At 58.9% G+C, this 18,554-nt stretch carries 18 protein-coding genes and 2 tRNA genes; 11 read left to right on the forward strand and 9 right to left on the reverse strand.

Annotated elements, in window-relative coordinates:
* Positions 1 to 2: 2 nt before the first annotated feature.
* The 3 genes from OEZ49_RS20060 to OEZ49_RS20070 are packed head-to-tail and all read left to right on the forward strand — an operon-like array spanning position 3 to position 3,216.
* On the forward strand, positions 3 to 830 hold the full coding sequence (locus OEZ49_RS20060) for an ABC transporter permease (RefSeq protein WP_263389958.1): 828 nt from the start codon (positions 3 to 5) through the stop codon (positions 828 to 830).
* A 2-nt stretch (positions 831 to 832) separates the two neighbouring features.
* Entirely contained in the window at positions 833 to 1,945 is a 1,113-nt protein-coding gene (locus OEZ49_RS20065; RefSeq protein WP_263389959.1) for an ABC transporter ATP-binding protein, read from the forward strand.
* A gap of 44 nt (positions 1,946 to 1,989) precedes the next feature.
* On the forward strand, positions 1,990 to 3,216 hold the full coding sequence (locus tag OEZ49_RS20070; protein WP_263389960.1) for an aromatic ring-hydroxylating oxygenase subunit alpha: 1,227 nt from the start codon (positions 1,990 to 1,992) through the stop codon (positions 3,214 to 3,216).
* Between the two features lie 51 nt (positions 3,217 to 3,267).
* On the opposite strand, the gene OEZ49_RS20075 is transcribed toward OEZ49_RS20070, so the two are convergent.
* The 5 genes from OEZ49_RS20075 to OEZ49_RS20095 form a co-directional block, all read right to left on the reverse strand.
* Positions 3,268 to 4,323, reverse strand: coding sequence for an ABC transporter substrate-binding protein (locus OEZ49_RS20075; RefSeq protein WP_263389961.1), 1,056 nt, complete (start codon positions 4,321 to 4,323; stop codon positions 3,268 to 3,270).
* Between the two features lie 161 nt (positions 4,324 to 4,484).
* On the reverse strand, positions 4,485 to 5,879 hold the full coding sequence (locus OEZ49_RS20080) for an aminotransferase (RefSeq protein WP_263389962.1): 1,395 nt from the start codon (positions 5,877 to 5,879) through the stop codon (positions 4,485 to 4,487).
* A 20-nt stretch (positions 5,880 to 5,899) separates the two neighbouring features.
* Positions 5,900 to 7,099, reverse strand: a complete 1,200-nt coding sequence (locus OEZ49_RS20085; RefSeq protein WP_263389963.1) for an aminomethyltransferase family protein — start codon at positions 7,097 to 7,099, stop codon at positions 5,900 to 5,902.
* Positions 7,096 to 8,634, reverse strand: a complete 1,539-nt coding sequence (locus OEZ49_RS20090; RefSeq protein WP_263389964.1) for a phytoene desaturase family protein — start codon at positions 8,632 to 8,634, stop codon at positions 7,096 to 7,098. Before OEZ49_RS20090 ends, OEZ49_RS20085 begins: the two co-directional genes overlap by 4 nt.
* A gap of 11 nt (positions 8,635 to 8,645) precedes the next feature.
* On the reverse strand, positions 8,646 to 10,283 hold the full coding sequence (locus OEZ49_RS20095) for a phytoene desaturase family protein (protein ID WP_263389965.1): 1,638 nt from the start codon (positions 10,281 to 10,283) through the stop codon (positions 8,646 to 8,648).
* 144 nt (positions 10,284 to 10,427) lie between these two features.
* On the opposite strand from OEZ49_RS20095, the gene OEZ49_RS20100 reads away from it, so the two are divergent.
* A complete protein-coding gene (locus OEZ49_RS20100; protein ID WP_263389966.1) occupies positions 10,428 to 11,075 on the forward strand; it encodes a TetR family transcriptional regulator C-terminal domain-containing protein in 648 nt (215 codons plus the stop codon).
* A gap of 103 nt (positions 11,076 to 11,178) precedes the next feature.
* Here the strand turns inward: OEZ49_RS20100 and OEZ49_RS20105 are convergent, their stop codons facing one another.
* Positions 11,179 to 12,507, reverse strand: a complete 1,329-nt coding sequence (locus OEZ49_RS20105; protein ID WP_263389967.1) for an adenylate/guanylate cyclase domain-containing protein — start codon at positions 12,505 to 12,507, stop codon at positions 11,179 to 11,181.
* 318 nt (positions 12,508 to 12,825) lie between these two features.
* A tRNA-Thr gene (locus OEZ49_RS20110) sits at positions 12,826 to 12,907 on the reverse strand.
* Positions 12,908 to 13,246: 339 nt separating this feature from the next.
* Here OEZ49_RS20110 and OEZ49_RS20115 point away from each other — a divergent pair.
* On the forward strand, positions 13,247 to 13,468 hold the full coding sequence (locus OEZ49_RS20115) for a hypothetical protein (protein WP_263389968.1): 222 nt from the start codon (positions 13,247 to 13,249) through the stop codon (positions 13,466 to 13,468).
* Positions 13,468 to 13,908, forward strand: a complete 441-nt coding sequence (locus tag OEZ49_RS20120; protein ID WP_263389969.1) for a type II toxin-antitoxin system death-on-curing family toxin — start codon at positions 13,468 to 13,470, stop codon at positions 13,906 to 13,908. The genes OEZ49_RS20115 and OEZ49_RS20120 overlap by 1 nt, the downstream gene beginning before the upstream one ends.
* A 317-nt stretch (positions 13,909 to 14,225) precedes the next feature.
* On the opposite strand, the gene OEZ49_RS20125 is transcribed toward OEZ49_RS20120, so the two are convergent.
* Positions 14,226 to 14,300: transfer RNA gene (locus OEZ49_RS20125), tRNA-Thr, on the reverse strand.
* Between the two features lie 83 nt (positions 14,301 to 14,383).
* On the opposite strand from OEZ49_RS20125, the gene OEZ49_RS20130 reads away from it, so the two are divergent.
* The 3 genes from OEZ49_RS20130 (at position 14,384) to OEZ49_RS20140 (ending at position 15,712) form a co-directional block, all read left to right on the forward strand.
* The gene (locus OEZ49_RS20130) at positions 14,384 to 14,539 is read left to right on the forward strand and encodes a hypothetical protein (protein WP_263389970.1); all 156 of its coding nucleotides are present in this window, start codon (positions 14,384 to 14,386) and stop codon (positions 14,537 to 14,539) included.
* A gap of 163 nt (positions 14,540 to 14,702) precedes the next feature.
* Complete coding sequence (locus OEZ49_RS20135) at positions 14,703 to 15,179, forward strand: DUF2948 family protein (RefSeq protein WP_263389971.1); 477 nt, start codon at positions 14,703 to 14,705, stop codon at positions 15,177 to 15,179.
* Positions 15,176 to 15,712: a GNAT family N-acetyltransferase gene (locus OEZ49_RS20140; protein WP_263389972.1), complete on the forward strand. Its 537-nt coding sequence runs from the start codon at positions 15,176 to 15,178 to the stop codon at positions 15,710 to 15,712. Before OEZ49_RS20135 ends, OEZ49_RS20140 begins: the two co-directional genes overlap by 4 nt.
* A 499-nt stretch (positions 15,713 to 16,211) precedes the next feature.
* Here the strand turns inward: OEZ49_RS20140 and OEZ49_RS20150 are convergent, their stop codons facing one another.
* Positions 16,212 to 17,156, reverse strand: coding sequence for a LysR substrate-binding domain-containing protein (locus OEZ49_RS20150; protein ID WP_263389973.1), 945 nt, complete (start codon positions 17,154 to 17,156; stop codon positions 16,212 to 16,214).
* Positions 17,157 to 17,283: 127 nt separating this feature from the next.
* Here OEZ49_RS20150 and OEZ49_RS20155 point away from each other — a divergent pair, with 127 nt between their 5' ends.
* Positions 17,284 to 17,922 carry a glutathione S-transferase family protein gene (locus OEZ49_RS20155; RefSeq protein ID WP_263389974.1) on the forward strand — a complete coding sequence of 213 codons (639 nt, stop codon included), beginning with the start codon at positions 17,284 to 17,286 and terminating at the stop codon, positions 17,920 to 17,922.
* 77 nt (positions 17,923 to 17,999) lie between these two features.
* Positions 18,000 to 18,281, forward strand: a complete 282-nt coding sequence (locus tag OEZ49_RS20160) for a DUF4242 domain-containing protein (protein ID WP_263389975.1) — start codon at positions 18,000 to 18,002, stop codon at positions 18,279 to 18,281.
* Positions 18,282 to 18,554 lie beyond the last annotated feature (273 nt).

Genomic DNA, 18,554 nt, shown 5'->3' on the forward strand with positions numbered 1-18,554 from the left:
CCATGTCGAACCGTCGAAATAAATTGAACTGGCTGAACCTTTATGCGGTCGCTTACATGGTGTTTCTTTATGCACCGGTTGTTCTGCTGCCCATCTTCGCCTTTAACAGCTCTACCATCATCGCCTTTCCGCTAAACGGCTTCACGACAGAATGGTTCGGGGTCCTGTGGACGACCGAGGCGCTGCACAATGCGGTCCGGAACAGCATGCTTGTTTCGGTCTCAACCGCGATCATCAGTACGGTTCTGGGGCTTTTCGCCGCCCGTGCCGTCGCCCGGTACACGTTCCCCTTTCAACGGGGGATCATGGGGTTGGTCATGCTTCCCCTCGTCCTGCCCGAAATCATCATCGCTGTGTCACTGCTGATCGTTCTTATCCAGCTTGGCCTCAGCCTGTCATTGTGGACGGTCGTTCTCGGACATGTCCTGATCTGCACGCCGTTTTCGATCGCAGTCCTCAGTTCCGCCTTTCGCGGCCTTGATCCAAGCATGGAGGAGGCGTCTTTCGATCTTGGGGAGACGCATTGGGGCACCTTCCGCCGCGTGACATTTCCGCTGGTCATGCCGGGTGTGATCTCAAGTCTGCTGATCACTTTCACGATCTCGCTGGACGAATTCATCATCGCCTTCTTCCTGACCGGCACCGAGGTCACCCTGCCCGTGTACATCTGGAGCCAGCTGCGCTTTCCGGCAAAACTGCCCAGCATCATGGCGCTGGGGACCATCCTTCTGGCTCTGACCGTGGTCCTGCTCATCCTTGCCGAATTCTTCCGCCGCCGTTCGGCCACACGCCGCGGTCTTGATGCCTCGACAACCGAAGGGCTGATCTGAAAATGCTCGATACAGAAAAACCGCACGCACGCACGATCATCGACCTGGACGGCGTCACAAAGAGTTTCGGTTCCGTCCAGGCCCTCAAGGGGATCACGGCAACCATTCGCGAGGGCGAGTTCTTCTCGCTGTTGGGTCCCTCGGGCTGCGGCAAGACGACCCTTCTCCGGATGATCGCAGGGTTCGAGGACCCAACGACCGGAACCATCACCATAGATGACAAACCGATGGCAGGGATCGCGGCCAACCACCGGCCCACCAACATGGTGTTCCAGAGTTATGCGATCTTTCCACATCTCAGCGTGGCCGACAATGTTGGCTACGGGCTTAAGAAACGCCGCCTGCCAAAGGCCGAATACAAGCGCGAAGTGGAACAGGCGCTGGAGATGGTCGATCTTGGCGGATACGGCCCGCGCGCAGCCCATACGCTCTCGGGTGGTCAACGCCAGCGGGTCGCCCTTGCCCGCGCGCTGATCATGAAGCCCAAGGTCGTTCTGCTGGACGAGCCTCTGTCCGCGCTCGACAAGAAACTGCGCGATCAGATGCAGCTGGAACTGCGACAGTTGCAGCGTTCGGTCGGCATCACCTTTATCCTGGTGACTCATGACCAGGAGGAGGCCCTGATCATGTCCGACCGCATCGCCGTGATGTTTGACGGGCAGATCGAGCAGCTGGCTACGCCAGAAGAGCTCTACCGCCGCCCAGTAAATCAAAGGGTTGCGTCCTTTATCGGGGTGATGAACTTTCTCGGGGCACAGGCCACAGGATCGACCGATACCCATGTTTCGCTCGACGTCCAGGCATTGGGAAAGATCGACATTCCCCGCTCGGGCCTGCCCAAGGGCATGAAACCCGAGGATATACACCGCGTGGGCGTGCGGCCCGAGATGATGACCATCCTGATCGACGGCGCCCCAAGTGCCGAGCGCATCGTCGAAGGCGAAGTGACCGAGACATCCTATTACGGCGACATGACCTATTATTCGGTCAGGCTGAACAGTCTGGAAACGCCGGTCACGATTTCCATGCGCAACACGGCAGGCCGGGCGGTCCTGCGCCCGGGCGAGACCGCGCGTGTCGGTTTCGCTACCGACTCCATCATCGTTTTTCGCTGAAACGATGGCAGATTTCCAACGTCCCGCTACAAAGGAGGTTCAGCATGACTGGAAAACCCTCACTGCATCTTACTCCGTGGCAGGATGAGGTCACCGATCTGATCGCGGCATACAGTCCCGGCTACGCACTGGAGCAGCCCTTTTACACCTCTGACGCCGTCTTCCAGCGTGATGTCGAACGCGTCTTTTTGCGGGAATGGCATCTTGCCGGGCACATCAGCGAATTGCCGGATCCGGGCGACTATCTGTTGTTCGACCTATTGGGTGAAAGCGTGATCGTGGTCCGTGACCGCGAAGGGGCGTTCCACGCCCTTGCAAACGTCTGCCGCCACCGCGGATCGCGCGTCTGTCTGGAGCCCCGCGGGAATGTCAGCCGCTTTTCATGCCCTTATCATGCCTGGGTCTATAACCTGGATGGCAGCCTGTTCTCAGCCCGCCTGATGGGAGCAGAAACGAAGAAGGCCGATCTGGGGTTGAAGCGGTTCTCGGTCGAGGTCTTCCACGGGCTGATCTACGTGTCCTTGTCGGACACGCCCGAGGATTTCTCGACCACCCGCACGTTGCTGGAACCGATGGTTGCCCCCTTTGGTCTGGCCCGAACAAAGATCGCGGCGCGGGCCTCTTATCCGGTGGCCGCCAACTGGAAGCTGCTCGTTGAGAATTACAACGAGTGCTACCACTGCACATCGGCCCATCCCGAGTTCTCGCGCAGCCACGTGATCCATCTGCCCGACCGATTGCACGAACCCCTGAATGCCGAAGTCGGCGCAAGAGCGGCGGAAACAGGTGCCCCGGCGGAACTGCTTGACGCGACCGGGCCGAACAAACCGGCAGGGTCGATCGACACCTACTATCGCCGGTATGCCTTGTTCGACGGATACCAAACCGGCAGCGAAGACGGCAAGCCCCTGGCTCCCTTGCTGGGGGATCTCACCGGGTGGGATGACGCGGCGTCGGACATCTATGTCGGCATCCTGAACCCGATGCTGGTCTATGCCGATCACGCCGTTCTTTATCGCTTTGTTCCCGTGGACAAGGACAACTCGATTCAGGAGATCATCTGGCTGGTGCACGAGGACGCGGTCGAAGGGCGCGATTATGACAAGGATCGCTTGACCTGGCTGTGGGATGTTACCACCGAAAGCGACAAACTGATCATCGAAAAGAACCAGGAAGGAGTGAATTCGCGGTTCTACGAACCCGGCCCCTTTGCCCCGATGGAAAGCTACACCCAGTGGTTTGTTGAAACCTACCTTCGCACGATTGCATGAACAAAGGCCGCCCGAAAACTGTCCGGGCGGCCTCTTTTCAGCTTGGAAAGGTCAGAAGCCGGCTTTGATTTTCTCAAAATCGGCGATCAGACGTTCCCGCACTTCCGGGCTTGTAGGTGCCTGCCACAGCGTACCGGCCCGAAGATTGTCCGAGGTTTCCAGGCCGACAGCGGCCAGATCTTCGACATTCATCTTGTCCATTGCTTTGGCATTGGAATGTCCGTAACCCCAGGCCGACACGATATAATCAGCAGTCCTTGGCGCCAGCCAGGCGTTCACGAAATCATAGAACTTGTCTTCGCTGCCCGGCGCATCTGCCAGTTTAGAGTATCCGCAAACCCAGCTCGACGACCCTTCGTCTGTGTCTCGCTTCATCGCGATCGGGTGGCCCTCGGCACTCATGGTCGCAAAGGTCTCGTTCCACGCCCAGGCAAGGTAAACCTCGCCACTCTGCATCATCTGCGCCAGTTCCGATCCGCTGCTCCAATAGGCCCGCAAGTTCTGGTGAACCTGCCGCAGGAAATCCGAAGCGGCATCAATCTGCGCGTCGGTCACATTGGTCCAGTCGTTCACACCGGTTGCCAAAAATGCCAGGGCATAGGCATCGTCGACGCTGTCGCCGATAGACACGCGGCCCGCATGTTTGGGATCGGCAAAGGCTTTCAACGATTGCACATCCTCGGGTTTGAGAAGCTCGGTGTTATACGTCATGGCGGTGTTGCCCCAATCGACCGGAACGAAATAGGGCTTGCCGTCCTTCCAATATGCCTTGATATCCCGGAACCCGGGTTCCAGGTTGTCCCATTCTGTGATCCTGGACGTGTCGATGGGTGCCAGCAATCCGGCTTCCATCCATTTCGGTACCGACTGGGAACAGGGATGCGCCGCATCCGCTTTGAAACCGGCCCGCAGTTTCTGAAAGGCTTCTTCCTCGTCCGAGAAGAAGGCAAAAGTCGGAGCGTCACCGTGTTTCTCGGTGAAGTCGACGTAAAACTCGGGATCTTCATAACCGGCCCAGTCGAACACGATCAGTTCGGCGTCTCCGGAATAAGCGGCTCCTGCCACCAAACTGGCCGAAACCAGCAATGCATTTCTGAGGTGTTTCATCAGTTTTCTCCCTGTTTTGGTCCTTTTGTATTCTTCTCTACGACCTCATTCGGGTGTGCCCCGAATCGCATGCCAAGCACCCGCACCCCCGACTTAATGGGGCGATGCGGCGCCCAGACAAGCTTTTTGAGCAGTCCGAGCAAAAGCGAAATCCAAGCGGATCAACCATCAATCCCCATTTCTCGCGAAACCTGTTCCAGCGCGCCCTCGATGATGTCGAACATGGTGTCAATCTGAGGTTTCGAGATGATCAATGGCGGCGAGAATACAGCCATGTTGATAAGCGGTCGCAGCAGCAGACCGTTCTCTTCACAGATCGTGTCCAACCGGGTGCCGAAATCGCTGTCCTGAGCCAACGAAGACCGGCCTTCGGCCGCCTTACCCTCGATGCAACCCAGCAGACCCATACCACGCAGATCGCCCACGATCGGGAAATTCTCGAAACTGCGCAGCCGTTCCTGGAAATAGGGCGTGACCTCGCGCACGTGGCCCAGGATATCCTCGCGCTCCATGATCTCGATATTCTTCAGCGCGGCGGCGCAGCTGACGGGATGCGCCGAATAGGTATACCCGTTCGAGAACAGAACCTCCTCGGGACCGGTCATCTGTTCCATGATCCGGTCCGAAATGATGCAGGCGCCAAGCGGCAGGTAGCCTGAGGTCAGGCCCTTGGCGCAGGTGATCATGTCGGGCACAACGTCGAACACGGGTTCGGACGCGAACCAATGCCCCAGGCGGCCAAAACCGGTCACTACTTCGTCAGAGATATAGAGCACGTCATGCTTGCGGCAGACCTCCAGCGTGCGCTTGTGATATCCCGGTGGCGGCACGATCACACCGCCGGAACACAGGATCGGTTCCGCGATGAAGGCGCCCACGTTTTCCGGACCAAGCTCCAGAATCGCCTGTTCCAGATCATCGACCTTCTGATCACAGAACGCCTCGATGCTCATACCCTCGGGGCGGCGATAAGGGTCGACATCGGGAAGGAAATGCACCAGCCGGTTTTCCTTGTCGAACCGGGTGCGATTGCGTTCCTTGCCGGATACGGTCGCTGACAGGTAGGTCGACCCGTGATAGGCGCGTTCGCGCGAGATCACGATCTTCTTGTCCGGCATGCCACGCCGGTTGTTCAGGAAATGCATCGCGCGCAGCGCCGTATCAACGGCCGTCGACCCACCGGTGGTAAAGAACACGGTATTCAGGTCACCCGGCGCAAATTCGGCCAGCTTGCGCGCCAGGATCGCGGCTGGTTCAGTTCCTGTCGAGAAAGGAGAGGAATAGGCGAGTTTCATCACCTGGTCGGCGATGGCATCCGCCATTTCCTGCCGTCCATGGCCGATCTGCACACACCACATGCCACCCGGGCCGTCGATCATCCGGCGGCCGTGGCTGTCCCACATATAGATGCCATCACCCCGGTCGATGATCTGCCCGTCTTCCTCGCGCCATGTGTTCATCATCGACCACGGTTTGAGGTTGTGCAGGCGGTCCCACTCGTGCAGATCTTCGACCGAGGGGCTGTTGCTGATGGGTTTCAAATGAGCTCCAGACATGATTTGCTCTTCTTGCTTCTTCAAAATGCGGCCGGCGGCGTCGCCCGGGCGCGGGGGTTGCGGAAGAACGGCTGCGACAAAACGGTCGCGCCCGCCATGCGGCGCTGCCAGACGCCTTCCTGATTGAGATAGATTTCGACCCAGAGGTCGTTGGTTTTGTCGGTACCAAAGGGCGTGCGGATCTCGGCCAGCGCGACATTGCGCTTGAGCGTTGGTGACCACATGGCCGAGGTGACATGTCCGACTTCGCGTTTCTTTCGGTGATAGATCAGCGCGTCCGCAGCCGGTTTGAAACCGCCGATGTCGAGCTTGACGATCATGGAACGTGGGCCACACTCGGCTTGAGCCACCAGCGCGCGGCGACCGTTGAAATGCCCCTTGTCGAAATCGACCAGCCAGGCAAAACCCAGTTCCAAGGGCGTTCGCCCGCGATGCAGTCGCAACGTATGATGGATCGGTTGAAACTCAACACCAGCGGCAATGAACCCGGCTTCGATGCGGGCCATGTTCAGCGCGTGATAGCCGATGGCGCGAATGCCCCAGGTCTGCCCCGCATCCCACAGCCGATCCCACAGTGCCAATGCGCGGTCCGGCGAGATCCACAGTTCATATCCAAGATCGCCGGTAAACCCGGTACGAGAGATCACCAACCCCGGCTCGACCTCGGCCAGGTCAAACGGGCGGAGAGTGTCAATCTCGAACCCGGCGCCGCGCAACACCGAGGCCGAGGTCGGCCCTTGTAACGACAGACCCGCAACATTGTGAGACTCGTCCTCGATCTGAGCATCATAGCCCCAGGCCGCATCCAACAGCCACGAGAACTGCGGTTCCTGGCAACACAGGCGGAACTCGGTTTCCGACAGCCGGAAGAGTGTTCCGTCGTCGATCACCATGCCATCCTCGTCGCACCACATCACATAGGCGACGCGCCCCGGCGCCAGTTTCCGCACATCGCGGGTCACAAGCCGGTTAAGCATCGCCAGCGCCTCGGGACCCGAGATCCGGTATTTGTGCATGGGCGAGATATCGAACAGCGTCGCTTGATTTCGGATCGCGAAATACTCGAACTCCATCGTGTCCAGCACGGCGGGCGAGATGTAACCCGCCCAATTCATCCAGTCCTTGGTCCGGCTTAACAGCTCCAGCCGGGGTTGGAACGGCGTCGGGATCAGGCCCAGCGGGACATGTTCGGGCGAAAAATCGTGGCGTGTATCCTTCATGCCGCCATCTCCTTCAGTGCCTTCAGCGCGGCGTTCCGGCCCGGTGCGCCCGTGACATCGCCACCCGGGTGCGCCGCCGCCCCTGCAAGGTACAGTCCCGCCGGGCCGAAGCGGTATTGGGCCAGCCCATTGGCAGGGCGCACCGACAGGAGCTGATCGAAACTCATCTCGCCATGATGCCAATGCCCACCCGGCGCACCGGTCTCAGACTCGATATCGCCAGGTGTCAGCAATTCGCTGGCCGCGACCATACCGGCAAGTCCCGGCGCGAACCGGTCCAGGGCGCCGACGACTTGATCGATCACAATCTGGCGCGCGGTACCGGTCCAGCCGCCGTCGGGGGCATAAGGGACATATTGAACAACCGCCGAGACAACATGTTTGCCGGACGCATCCGGCGCGGTCAGCGTCGGCACCACCGTCTCGATGACCGGTGCTTTGGAAGTTTCGCCATATTTTACCGGGTTGAAGGCCCTCTCAACCGCCCGAACAGACGGTGCGATCAACAGACGCCCGGATGCCTGTTCACGTGAAAGACCGCTGAACTCGGGCGCACCACTCAGAACCAGGTTCACCTTGGCAGCCGTCCCCTTGGTGCGGAAGTTGCGCAACCTGCGGACTGCCTCGATATCATAGCTCTCGTGACCGGCCAGCAGCATGCTTTGCGCCGCACCCGCCGTCGACAAGACCATCGTCGCCGATACCCGTGTGCCATCGGCCAGCTCGACGCCCGTGACCCGATCACCTTCGACGACGATCCGCTGGACGGCGGCGCCGGTCCGGATGGTGGCGCCCCGGGTCTCTGCCGATCCGGCAAACGCGGACACAACCGCATCCATCCCGCCCGAGGGCAGGGCGGCGCCACCGCCCTGCGCCAAACGGTAGATCAGCGAAAACACCGTTCCCGGCGCCGACGGCCCCGCCCAGGCCCCGCGCACCGCATCCGCCGCCAGCGCACCGGCCAGCGGCCCGTCAGCCAATTCGTCCAAGATCAGATCCTGCGCGTTGGACAGGACGATCCGCAGGAACTCGCGCATCTCGGCCTTGCCCATCAGACGCAACCGCAAACCAAGACGCGCCAGCGCGCCCAGTTCACCCGCCTGTGCCAGACTCAGCGACCCGGACAGGTCCGGCGGCGCCGCCTGTGCAAGCTGGCCCAGCAAGGTACCAAACCGTACAAGCCTTTGGTACAAGGTCGCAAAGGCCGCGGCATCCGGATGTGCTGTGCCATCGGCGAACCGGACCTCGGCTCCATCCATCACCACGTGCCGACCATCCTCGGACAAGGCAACCGTGGGCACAGGTTTTGCATCCAGTTTCAGACCCAGATCCCCGACCACGGCCGGATTCAGGTTGTAAAGAAGATGGGCCAGACGGGGCAGCTGAACTCCGCTCAGCGTTCCTGTCGCCATCATGCCGCCCAGCGAGGTACTGCGCTCCAGCACAAGGACCTTTTTGCCCTTGCCCGCCAGAACCGCCGCCGCCGTCAGGCCATTGTGCCCCGCCCCGATCACGATCGCATCGAACTGTTCCATCGCTCGCCTCCTCACGCGGCTTCGGCCGGCAGCCCGCTGCGGCGGCCCAGGTCGATCAGGATTTCGCGCGCGGCGTTCGCCCCGGGTGCGGCCATGACCCCACCACCGGGATGCGCGGACGATCCCACCAGATAGAGACCCCGGATCGGCGAGCGATAGTCGGCATAGCCCGGCACCGGCCGGTTGAAGAGCAACTGGTCAAAGGTCAACTCGCCCTGGAAGATATTGCCTTCGGTCAGCCCGACCTCGTTTTCGATCTCCAGCGGCGAGCGGATTTCTACGTGCTGCACGCGCTCTTTGATGTCGGGGCAGGCAATCGACATCTTGTCCAACACGCAATCGGCAAAGGCGCGGCGGCGTTCCTCGGTCCAGTTGGCGGCGTCGCGCACGCCGTCGACCTCAAGATCATAGGGCGCGTATTGCACAAAGACGGTCATCATATGGCTGCCCGGCGGCGCCATGGTCGGGTCGATCTGACTGGGGATCAGCATGTCGAAATAGGGGCTTTGCGACCAGCGGCCGTCCTTCCAGTCGTCATAGGCACGCTCAAGCTCGGCCAGTGAGGTCGAACAATGCATGTCGCCCCGCAGGAACGGCGCACCGGCGGGTGCGGCCGGAAACTCGGGCATGCGATCCAGCGCGATGTTCAGCTTGCCCGACGACCCCCGGATCTTGAACCGCTCGACCGCGCGCAGGAAATCGCCCGGCAGGTCGTCGCGGTCGGTGTGTTCCAGGAAGGTCCGCTTGACATCCATGTTCGAGGCGACAACCGGCGCCTCGTAGGTATCGCCGTTTTCCAGCGCGACACCGGTTACCTTGCCGCCCTTGGTCAGGAACTTGTCGATACCTGAGCCGGTCACGATGGTGCCGCCCGCCTCTTCAAACGCCAATCCCAGCGCGCGGCTGATCGACCCCATGCCACCCCGGGCAAACCCCCAGGCGCCGATGGTTCCGTCGACATCCCCCATATAATGATGCAGCAGCACATAGGCGGACCCTGGCGAATAGACACCCAGCCCGGTTCCTATGATCCCCGATCCGGCCAGATGCGCCTTGATCAGGTCATTCTCGAAATGCTCGTCCAGGAAATCGCCGATCGACATGGTCCAGAACCGCAGCGTCTCGCCGATCTCGCGCGCGCCCAGCCCGTGCACCTTGCGCACCAGATAGGCCAGCTCTGAAATATCACGCGGACGCATCCGCGCCGGATCGGGCGCGGTTCTGAGCAGGAATGGCCGGATGAACCGGCATTGCCGCATCACCGTCTGGCTGAACCGCTCATAGGCATCTACATCGCGCGGTTCGTGCCGGGCGATCTCGCGCCGCAGGGCATCGTGACCGGAATAATAGGCGAAATAGTCGCCATCGGGGGTAAAGGTCGCGCCGCCCTCGTAAGGGATGACCTGAAGCCCGAAGCGCGGCAATTCAAGGTCGCGCACGATCTCGCGCCGCAACAAAGAACAGACATAGGAACAGTTCGAATAGGTCCAGCCGGGGTGCAGCGAGCGGCTGACGGCGGCGCCGCCGATCCAGTCGTTTTTCTCGACCACCAGAACCTTGAGCCCGGCCTTGGCCAGGTAGCAGGCCGTGGTCAGGCCATTGTGGCCTGCCCCGGCGATTATTGCATCATATCGGTCGTGACGCCCCATCGCGTGCTCCCTCTTGTTGATTAAGGAATACCCCGGCGCGCGGGTTTCGTAAAGTTTTTTGAGCGCTCAAATAAATTTTAGGCTACTTTATTCATGCGAACGGACAGGATAGAGATGCGACATGGAAAACCGGGAGCCGCCAGGATGACCACAAAAGCCCCGCCGCCGCCCCGGCAACGCAAGGAACGCAAGGACAATGCCGACCGCCGCCGCAAGCAGTTGATCGAGGCAACCCTGCGTTCGGTCGTTGAGAACGGGTTGTCCCGAACCACGCTGGCAACGGTTGCGAATGCGGCTGGACTGTCCCAAGGCGTCGCTGTTTTTTATTTTAAAAGCAAAGACATGTTGTTGGCCGCCGCGCTGGAGTACCAGTATTCGATCTATGCCGACACCTGGCGCAACGCGGTGGCAGAGGCCGGAGCCGAGCCGGCGGAACGGCTGGCGGCACTGATCCGCGCCGACTTCTCGCCGGTGGTGTGCAACCGCGAAGCGCTGGCGGTCTGGTTCTCGTTCTGGGGCGAGGCGAGTTTCCGCCCGCGCTATGCCGAAAGTGCGCGGGATTTCGATGTCCAGCGGGGGGCGGCGCTCTATGAATTGTGCCGCGAACTGTTACCGAATGCCTCGGAAACCGAGGCGCGCGACGTGGCGTTCTGCATCGATTCACTGACCGACGGGTTCTGGCAAAAATTGTACCTGACCCCCGAAAGCTTCTCGATCGAGGAAGGGTTGCGCCTGACCATGGCGCATCTGCGCATGGTCTTTCCTGCTCACAAGACCACCTTCGAGGACTGAGGCAAACCGGCATTTTGACCGTTTTGTACCGGGCTCCAAGGGGGGATTGACCGTTTTGTACAGGCCCTGAGAGGCCATTCCGCACCGGTTGCCCGGTCCGGGCCTACTTCGATCTTGCGGCGCAGATCGACCACTGGCCGTCAACGCCCCGCAACTCCTGCACGCCCAGATTGTCGAAGATCAGGCCGGACCCGGCCACCAGATCGCGCACGGTTTGTGACACAAGGACCTGTCCGGCTTCGGCCATGCCACCGATGCGGGCCGCGATGTGTACCGCTATTCCGGCGACGTCATCGCCTGAGATGGTGCACTCGCCGGTATGCAGGCCGATGCGGACCTTGAGGCCGATCGCCTCCACGGCGGATTGAATGGAATGCCCGCAGCGGACCGCCCGTGCCGGGCCGTCGAACATCGCAAGAAACCCGTCGCCGGTGGTCTTGACCTCGCGCCCACCAAAGATTTCAAGCTGGTTTCTGACCTCGTCATGATGCGCTGCCAGCGTGTCGGTCCAGTCCCTGTCTCCGACCTTGTGTGCGAGGCTGGTCGACCCGACGATGTCGGTGAACATGATGGTTCCCAGAACCCGTTCCTCGATCTGGCGTCTCGCCTGCCCGGTGACGAATTGCCGGATCTCGGACAAGACGCGTTCCGAGGTCTCGGTGAAGGGAACATGATCGTCGGCGTCGATCTCGACCATCCGGGCATTCGGGATGTTCGCGGCCAGATAGCGCCCGTTCGAACAGGCAACGACCCGATCCCGTACCGCGTGCAGAATCAAACTGGGCGCCTGCACCGAAGCAAGGATCGGCCGCACGTCGATATCAAGGTTCATCCGTAGCAAAGCCAGGGCCGCCGCGGGCGAGGCGCCGCCGCGCAGAAACCGGGCCCACCAATTGCGGAACCTGGGGTTATCCGCAAGGCTGGGAATGCGCCGCTCGATGTCCAGCGGGGTGCCCCAATTTGCGCGAACGCTCTCGACCAGAATGGAGAAATCGGCCTCGGACACGCCTTGGGGGTAATTCGCGCGCGCGCGCCGGTTGGCGTAACTGCCCGCCAGAACCAGCGCGCGGGTGCGGTCCGGATAGGTGGCGGCGAACAACACGCTCATCGGGCCGCCTTCGGAATAGCCAAAGATCGTGGCGCCTTGCGAGCCGACCGCATCCATGACGGCCCGGACATCATCCATCCGTTCTTCGAGGGTGGCGGCGCCAGAACCCCGGTCCGAAAGACCGGTACCGCGTTTGTCGAACAGAATGACGCGACAAAAGCTTGAGAGTTCGGTGAGAAAGCGCGCAACGACCGGCTCATCCCAGAACAGATCGACATTTGAAACCCAGCCCGGAACGAGGACAAGATCCTCGTCACCTTCGCCAAAAACCTGGTAGGCGATGCTAAGATCTCCGCTGAGTGCGTACCGGGTGTCGGGTCTCACATCTCTTTCCTTACCACCCTTTGCCAAAGTTGTTGTGGTGTTGGCTCACGATAGGATTTTCCTTTGGATTTGGCGAGATATTCAGTGGCGGCAAGCGACCCCGGCCACCTGTCCGCAGCCGTTTGCCTACCGCCAGGTCTGCCTGCGTGCCGGGCTTTGCGCGCTTTCGCCGCAAAAGCCTATCCTGCAAAGCGACCTGTTCCGACTGAATCTGACCACCCACCGTTGTCACAACCGCAAGCATGCCCATTCGTGTCGAAAAAATCAGGCGCACTAAACGCGCGTCGCGGCTTCTTGTTAGATTTCAAGGTGGGTTGATGGTGCTGCCGGAGAGATTTGAACTCTCGACCTCTCCCTTACCAAGGGCAACGGAAATTTCATATTTTCCTTTAAAATCAGCTCCTTATTGGGAGTTAAATGAGTGATTGCACGCAATTTTCACAGGTTGCTGTATGGTATTCTTGGCTAGTGCAGGCTTTAGGCAGCAAGTGAACGACTTGTGCGCGAGGAACCAAAAGCGATCGAAGCACACAAAAAAGTGCGTTGCATTTCAATATGTATGTCAGCTGTTCGCTGAAATCTAACCCGGCACAAACGAGGCGCAGAGATTCTTTAGGGGAAACCGAAGCAGAGTGCACAAGAGGTCGCCGGGAGCCACAAATAGGATTTTCAAGCGTTCGTTGATTGATTGTAAGGACTAGCTCCACTATCTTGGCAGTAGGGAAAAGGACGAACTGATATGGCACAGTCCAGAAAATCTAAGAATAAAATGCGTTTCGTGACCTACAAGCGTGTTGGGTACGACCATTCTGTCATGTCCAAATCCCTTCCCCAAATCGACTTTGAAATCGTGGCTCCTTCTTCTGACAAGATGAACCCAGAAGAACGTCGTAGGGCAATCGACGATATCGCTGATGAAGTTGAAAAGAGGTTCAAGGGCACGATGAGACTTCTCGCCTAATGCCATTTCCATTGGTGCGAGAACTAGGTGAGGTAGACTACCTCACCGAGGAAGACGTGATCAGAATCCATGACAGAGTTGCCCTGAGAACTGGAGGCCTAGAGGGTCTTTCAAAAAGGGACGATCTTCTAGGTGCGATAGGTCGCCCCGCCCTCGCAGCAGACTATCAGGAAGAAGCCGACATCATCTTGATCGCCGCCTACTATTGGCACGGCATCTCCACTAGCCACGGGTTTGTTGATGCCAACAAAAGGACGGGGTTTTTGTGCGCAATCGTTTTTCTGCGTCAGCACAATATCGAATTCAGCGCGACGGAGTATCACCCCGGCGAAAAGGTCAACGAGTGGATGGACAAACACGAATTCACGCTCGAACGCCTCGATGGCTACCTCAGGGAGCACTGTTTCGTAGGGCAGGTCAGGCCGAGTAAGCTGCGTTGACCGTCTTTCACACAAGCCTTGCAATACGTTCCACATCATTTTTTAGAAAGGAATTTGCTGCGGCAACAAAAGAACGAGGTTGGACGTAGTAGTTTCAGCCACTAGCAAGCGGAAAACGGAAAACGGAAAACGCTACGATGCAAGGCTACTAATCAAAAAATTTTGAGGTAGAATCGAAGATAACTTGCACGGATTTTGCACCACGTTTGGGTGAAAATGGGTGCAAATAGGTGCAAATCGCACACTTATCCACAGATTCTCCCAGAGTTATCCACAGGGTAAAGTTTAATTTTTAAATTTATTTTCAATGTGTTAAGTGGTGCTGCCGGAGAGATTTGAACTCTCGACCTCTCCCTTACCAAGGGAGTGCTCTACCCCTGAGCTACGGCAGCGGGGTGAGCGGGTGATTAGACTCAAACGAAACGGCGCGCAAGGGCATCTGGACGGTTTTTTTAGCCTCCTGTAGAGAAAGGCCATGGCAGAGGAAAAATCCCACCCGAAGGCGAAACGCGGCAAAGAGACCCGCGAGGACCGGCTCAAGGCGGCGCTCAAGGCGAATCTGGCGCGGCGCAAGGCACAGGCGCGGGCCCGGTCGTCGTCGGAGGAAGAAAAGGCAGAGGACACGGACTAGGCCGGGATAGCTGGGTGGTCTGGGACAGGGCGCGGGATGCTGCGAGGTGGGCCGAAACAGGTGGGACACAGGGTGGCAGGGTCTATCATCGGGACCGGTGATATGAACATGTGTTGGACGGGCTCGAATCCTCGGGTGCGAGAATCGAACGGATCAGGAACGAATGGTGGACGCAAGTTTTGAAGATGGCAGGGAGGCCCCGCTGAACCTGGGGGCAGAGGATTCCGACGATCTCAAGATCATTTCGTCGCTGGTGCAGGATGCCGTGCTGCCGGTGACCGAGATGACATGGCGGGCCTCGGACCGGCGGTTTGCCCTGTTACTGAACCGGTTCCGGTGGGAGGATCGCGACAAGGCCGAGCGGCGCGGGCGCGGTTATGAGCGGGTGCAGTCGATTTTGGTGTTCGACAATGTTCTGGGCGTGGCGAGCCAGGGTATCGACCGCACCGACAAGGACATGATCCTGTCGCTGTTGTCGGTCTCCTTCGAGCCTGGTGACGATTGTGCCGGCGAGGTCTTGTTGACCGTTGCCGGGGACGGGGCGATCCGGCTGTCGGTCGAGGCGCTGGACGTGACATTGAAGGACGTCACGCGGCCATATCTGGCCCCGTCGCGCCACGCGCCGCAGCATTCGGAATGATCCAAAACAAGCGCGGGATATCCCAGGCGTTTTCCCCGGCTCGAACGGAGGACATCCTGCGGCGGGCGACACCGTTTGACGTGTTCGACATGTCGCAGGTGCTGGTTCGGTCGATCTCGGACCTGTGCGGCGCCGATCATGGCGGCGACAAGGAGGCCATCGCGCGGTGGTCCGCCAACAAGACGCCCGGGGGGTTGCGCGACCAGATGACAGTGGAGGGATCGGAGTTCTGGATTTTGATCCGGGCCGGTCAGACGGCCGCTGTCGGCGCGCTGTCGGATCTCGACCCCGCAGGCGGGACCGGGCGCATCACGCTGAACTATGTCGATCCAGGCTTTCGCGGCACCGGGGCCAGCACGGCAATGCTGGCCGGGCTGGAGGAAAGGTTGCGCGCGCTGGGGGCCAACGATGGGGTGCTGACCAGCACGGCAACCGCGCGCGCGTTCTATGACAGGCGCGGCTGGCAACCGGCGGGACCGGCCCGACGCGGCAGGTGGATCCTGGGATACCCAATGCGCAAATCGCTGCACTGATTTGCCCTAACCAACTGAAATAAAAAACATTCGCGGCTTTTCCGTTACCCCGTTTTGTGTGGCAGATCGCCGGACATACGGGGAACGCAAGGCGAATGTGTGGCAGGGGGTTTGAGGGATGCCGAGAAAGAATATGTACCTCCGGCCGACCGAAAGTCGCCCGCTTTACTATCAGTTCCACTTCGTAATGCGTGGCGGGCTGAAGGCGACTCAGATGCCGGAAGGCGCCGCACAAACGCGCAACCCTGTCACCAAACTGGTCCATGATGGAATCTGGGGACTTTGCCACCATCCTCGAACTGGCCGAGCGCGAGGGGATTGCGCTGTCCTAAATGACGCGCGGCCGACGGCTCACCCTGTTGGCGCCAGACATCGTAGAGGCGATGCTGGACCGGAAGCACGGACCGGAAGCGACGCCGGAGTATCCATCGTGATCCAGTCATCCGATAAAAAGAGTCAGATGACCGCCTTGAGCCCAGAGCGGTCTATCACCATTTAATCATTCGAAGCCGCCGTTCAGAAAACTTTCGCTTTCGTTTTTAAGTACCGCAGCTTTCTCCAGAAGCCACTCCCTGAAATCCCGCTGTATCTTGCCCATGGGGTGGTCTCGCACCCAAAGCAACCTGTACATCCCGTCTGTCTTGCAGCTCATTTTTGGCCCGAATGGCGCGACCAACAGGCCAGAGCGTATTGAATTGAAGGCTTCAACCAGTCCACACAGGACAAGACCTTGCCCAGCTATCGCCGCTTGCAGTCCGGAACTGACTTTTGAAAAATGCACGCCTTGGCCGAGATGCTCTTCATCGAAGCCGAATGCTTGGCCCCAACCGTCGAAACCGACCCAGCTAGGATCCTTGGTCCGATCGGTTACATGGATTAAAGGGATGTTCTTCAATGAACGAGAAAAAGGATTAATGGCGTGCTGTCGGGCGAACTCTGGAGAGCAGACTGGAAGAACATAGTCACCGAACAATACAACCCCTTCCAGTTGATCCCCTGGAGGCGCGCCATAGCGCACCGCAAAATCGAAATTTTCGGTCGCGAGGTCAACATCCCGGTTGGAGGCATCCAAACGCATATCGACTGACGCGTGACGTTGGTAGAACTCTGAGATCAATGAAGTCAGCCAGTTCTCAACAAAAGACGCAGGCAAGGTGACGGAAATGCGTGATCCAGGATTACGGTTCTTCAGCTCGTTCAGCGCCGCAGCCAAACCAGAGAAGCTATTTGTTAGAAGCGTTTCGACATTTCGTACATCTTCTTGCGCCTTGAGTCCGGATGGAGTTCGAATGAAGAGCTCCCTGCCAAGGTATTCCTCCAATGTCCTAACGCGCTGTCCAACAGCGGCCGGCGTTACGCCAAGTTCAGTTGCCGCTTCGGAAAAGCTGCCAAGGCGAAGTGTCGCTTCGAGTGCTCGCAAGGCGTTCAGATGAGTTAAAAACATTCGGCACCATTAAATTAAAGCTTTAGTTCCTCCAAGGATATTCTGACGTGCAAGCGAGCCATTTATGGTTAAAATATGACTTTGAACAGTGAATGCGGAAAAGAAATTCTATAGGAGAAGGCGCATAATGTACGTTCTTCATTGGGAATACATGGCGGGTTCAATTGTCGCGCAGGCACTGCTGCACGAGGTTGAGGCAGAGTTTGAGCAGCGCCACGTGGACATGAGTTCCGGCGACCACAAGAAGCCCGCTTACCTCGACATCAACCCGACGGGGCGCGTGCCCGCTCTCACACTTCCAAATGGAAAAACCATTGGTGAGACTGGCGCAATTGTGACTTATCTTTGCGAGACTTTTCCGAAAGCCCGCCTGTCGCCGCAGTCGACAGACGCGGATAGACCAGAATTTTTGTTTTGGTTGAACGTGATGACCTCCACCGGATATCCAACCGTTTCTCGTTGGAACCACCCGGAGAGATATGCCAGGTCCGATGCTGCCATCGCTGAGGTGGAAGAGAAGGGATTGGCCGATCTGAACATTTTTTTCGACCTGATGGAAGACGGTATTTCGGGTCAGAAAACGTTCCTGAAAAGTGGGTTTTCAGCACTGGATTACTATCTTTCAATGCTCACTGAATGGCCCGCGGACAGGGAGAGGCTGTTCTCAACACATCCGAAGATCACAGTCGTTTACACGTCAGCTTCCGAACGGCCGGCATACAAAAAGTCAATGAACAGTCATGCCCTTCCCAAGGTGGCCGCGTAACGCGAGCCCTCTGAACCTGACCCGCAAGGCGCGACATCGCCACAAAAATCGAACCCCTCGACACAAAGGAGACCCACGTGCCCAAATTTATAGTCGAAAGAAATGTTCCCGGAGCCGAAAAGCTGAGCCGTGAAGAGCTGTGCAAAATCTCGGCCAAATCGAATTCAGTGGTCGATGGGCTTGGCGTTCCATATGTCTGGCATCACACCTATGCCGCTGGTGACAAGCTGTATTGTATTCACGAAGCGAACAGCGCTGAAGACATATATCGTCACGCCAAAGAGGGTGGTTTCCCTGCCGACCTCGTCTCCGAAATCAAGAACACGTTCGGTCCGGAAACCGCCGAAACAATCCGATAAATCGCCCCGCCGTAGATGGAGGCAAACAATAGCACTGGGCGCAGTCGCCAACGGCAGTTCCGTCCCGCGGAGCGGGCACTGGCTCCTCCACGCCCTTGTCGGCTCACGGCGCCAACGTGGACATCTGACCAGATGGCTCGGATGATTACGTCGAGCTCAATTCGGTAGCGGTAGAGATGGAACCCCAAGTTTCTGTCGGCATCGGCGCCGCGTTCACTTCAATCGTGTTGAGATCAGGGTCCAACAGATAGAGTTGCGGAAAGCCGGCGAGAC

It is taken from the genome of Ruegeria marisflavi, assembly GCF_025673445.1.
In the GTDB taxonomy this organism is placed as follows: domain Bacteria; phylum Pseudomonadota; class Alphaproteobacteria; order Rhodobacterales; family Rhodobacteraceae; genus Ruegeria_B; species Ruegeria_B marisflavi.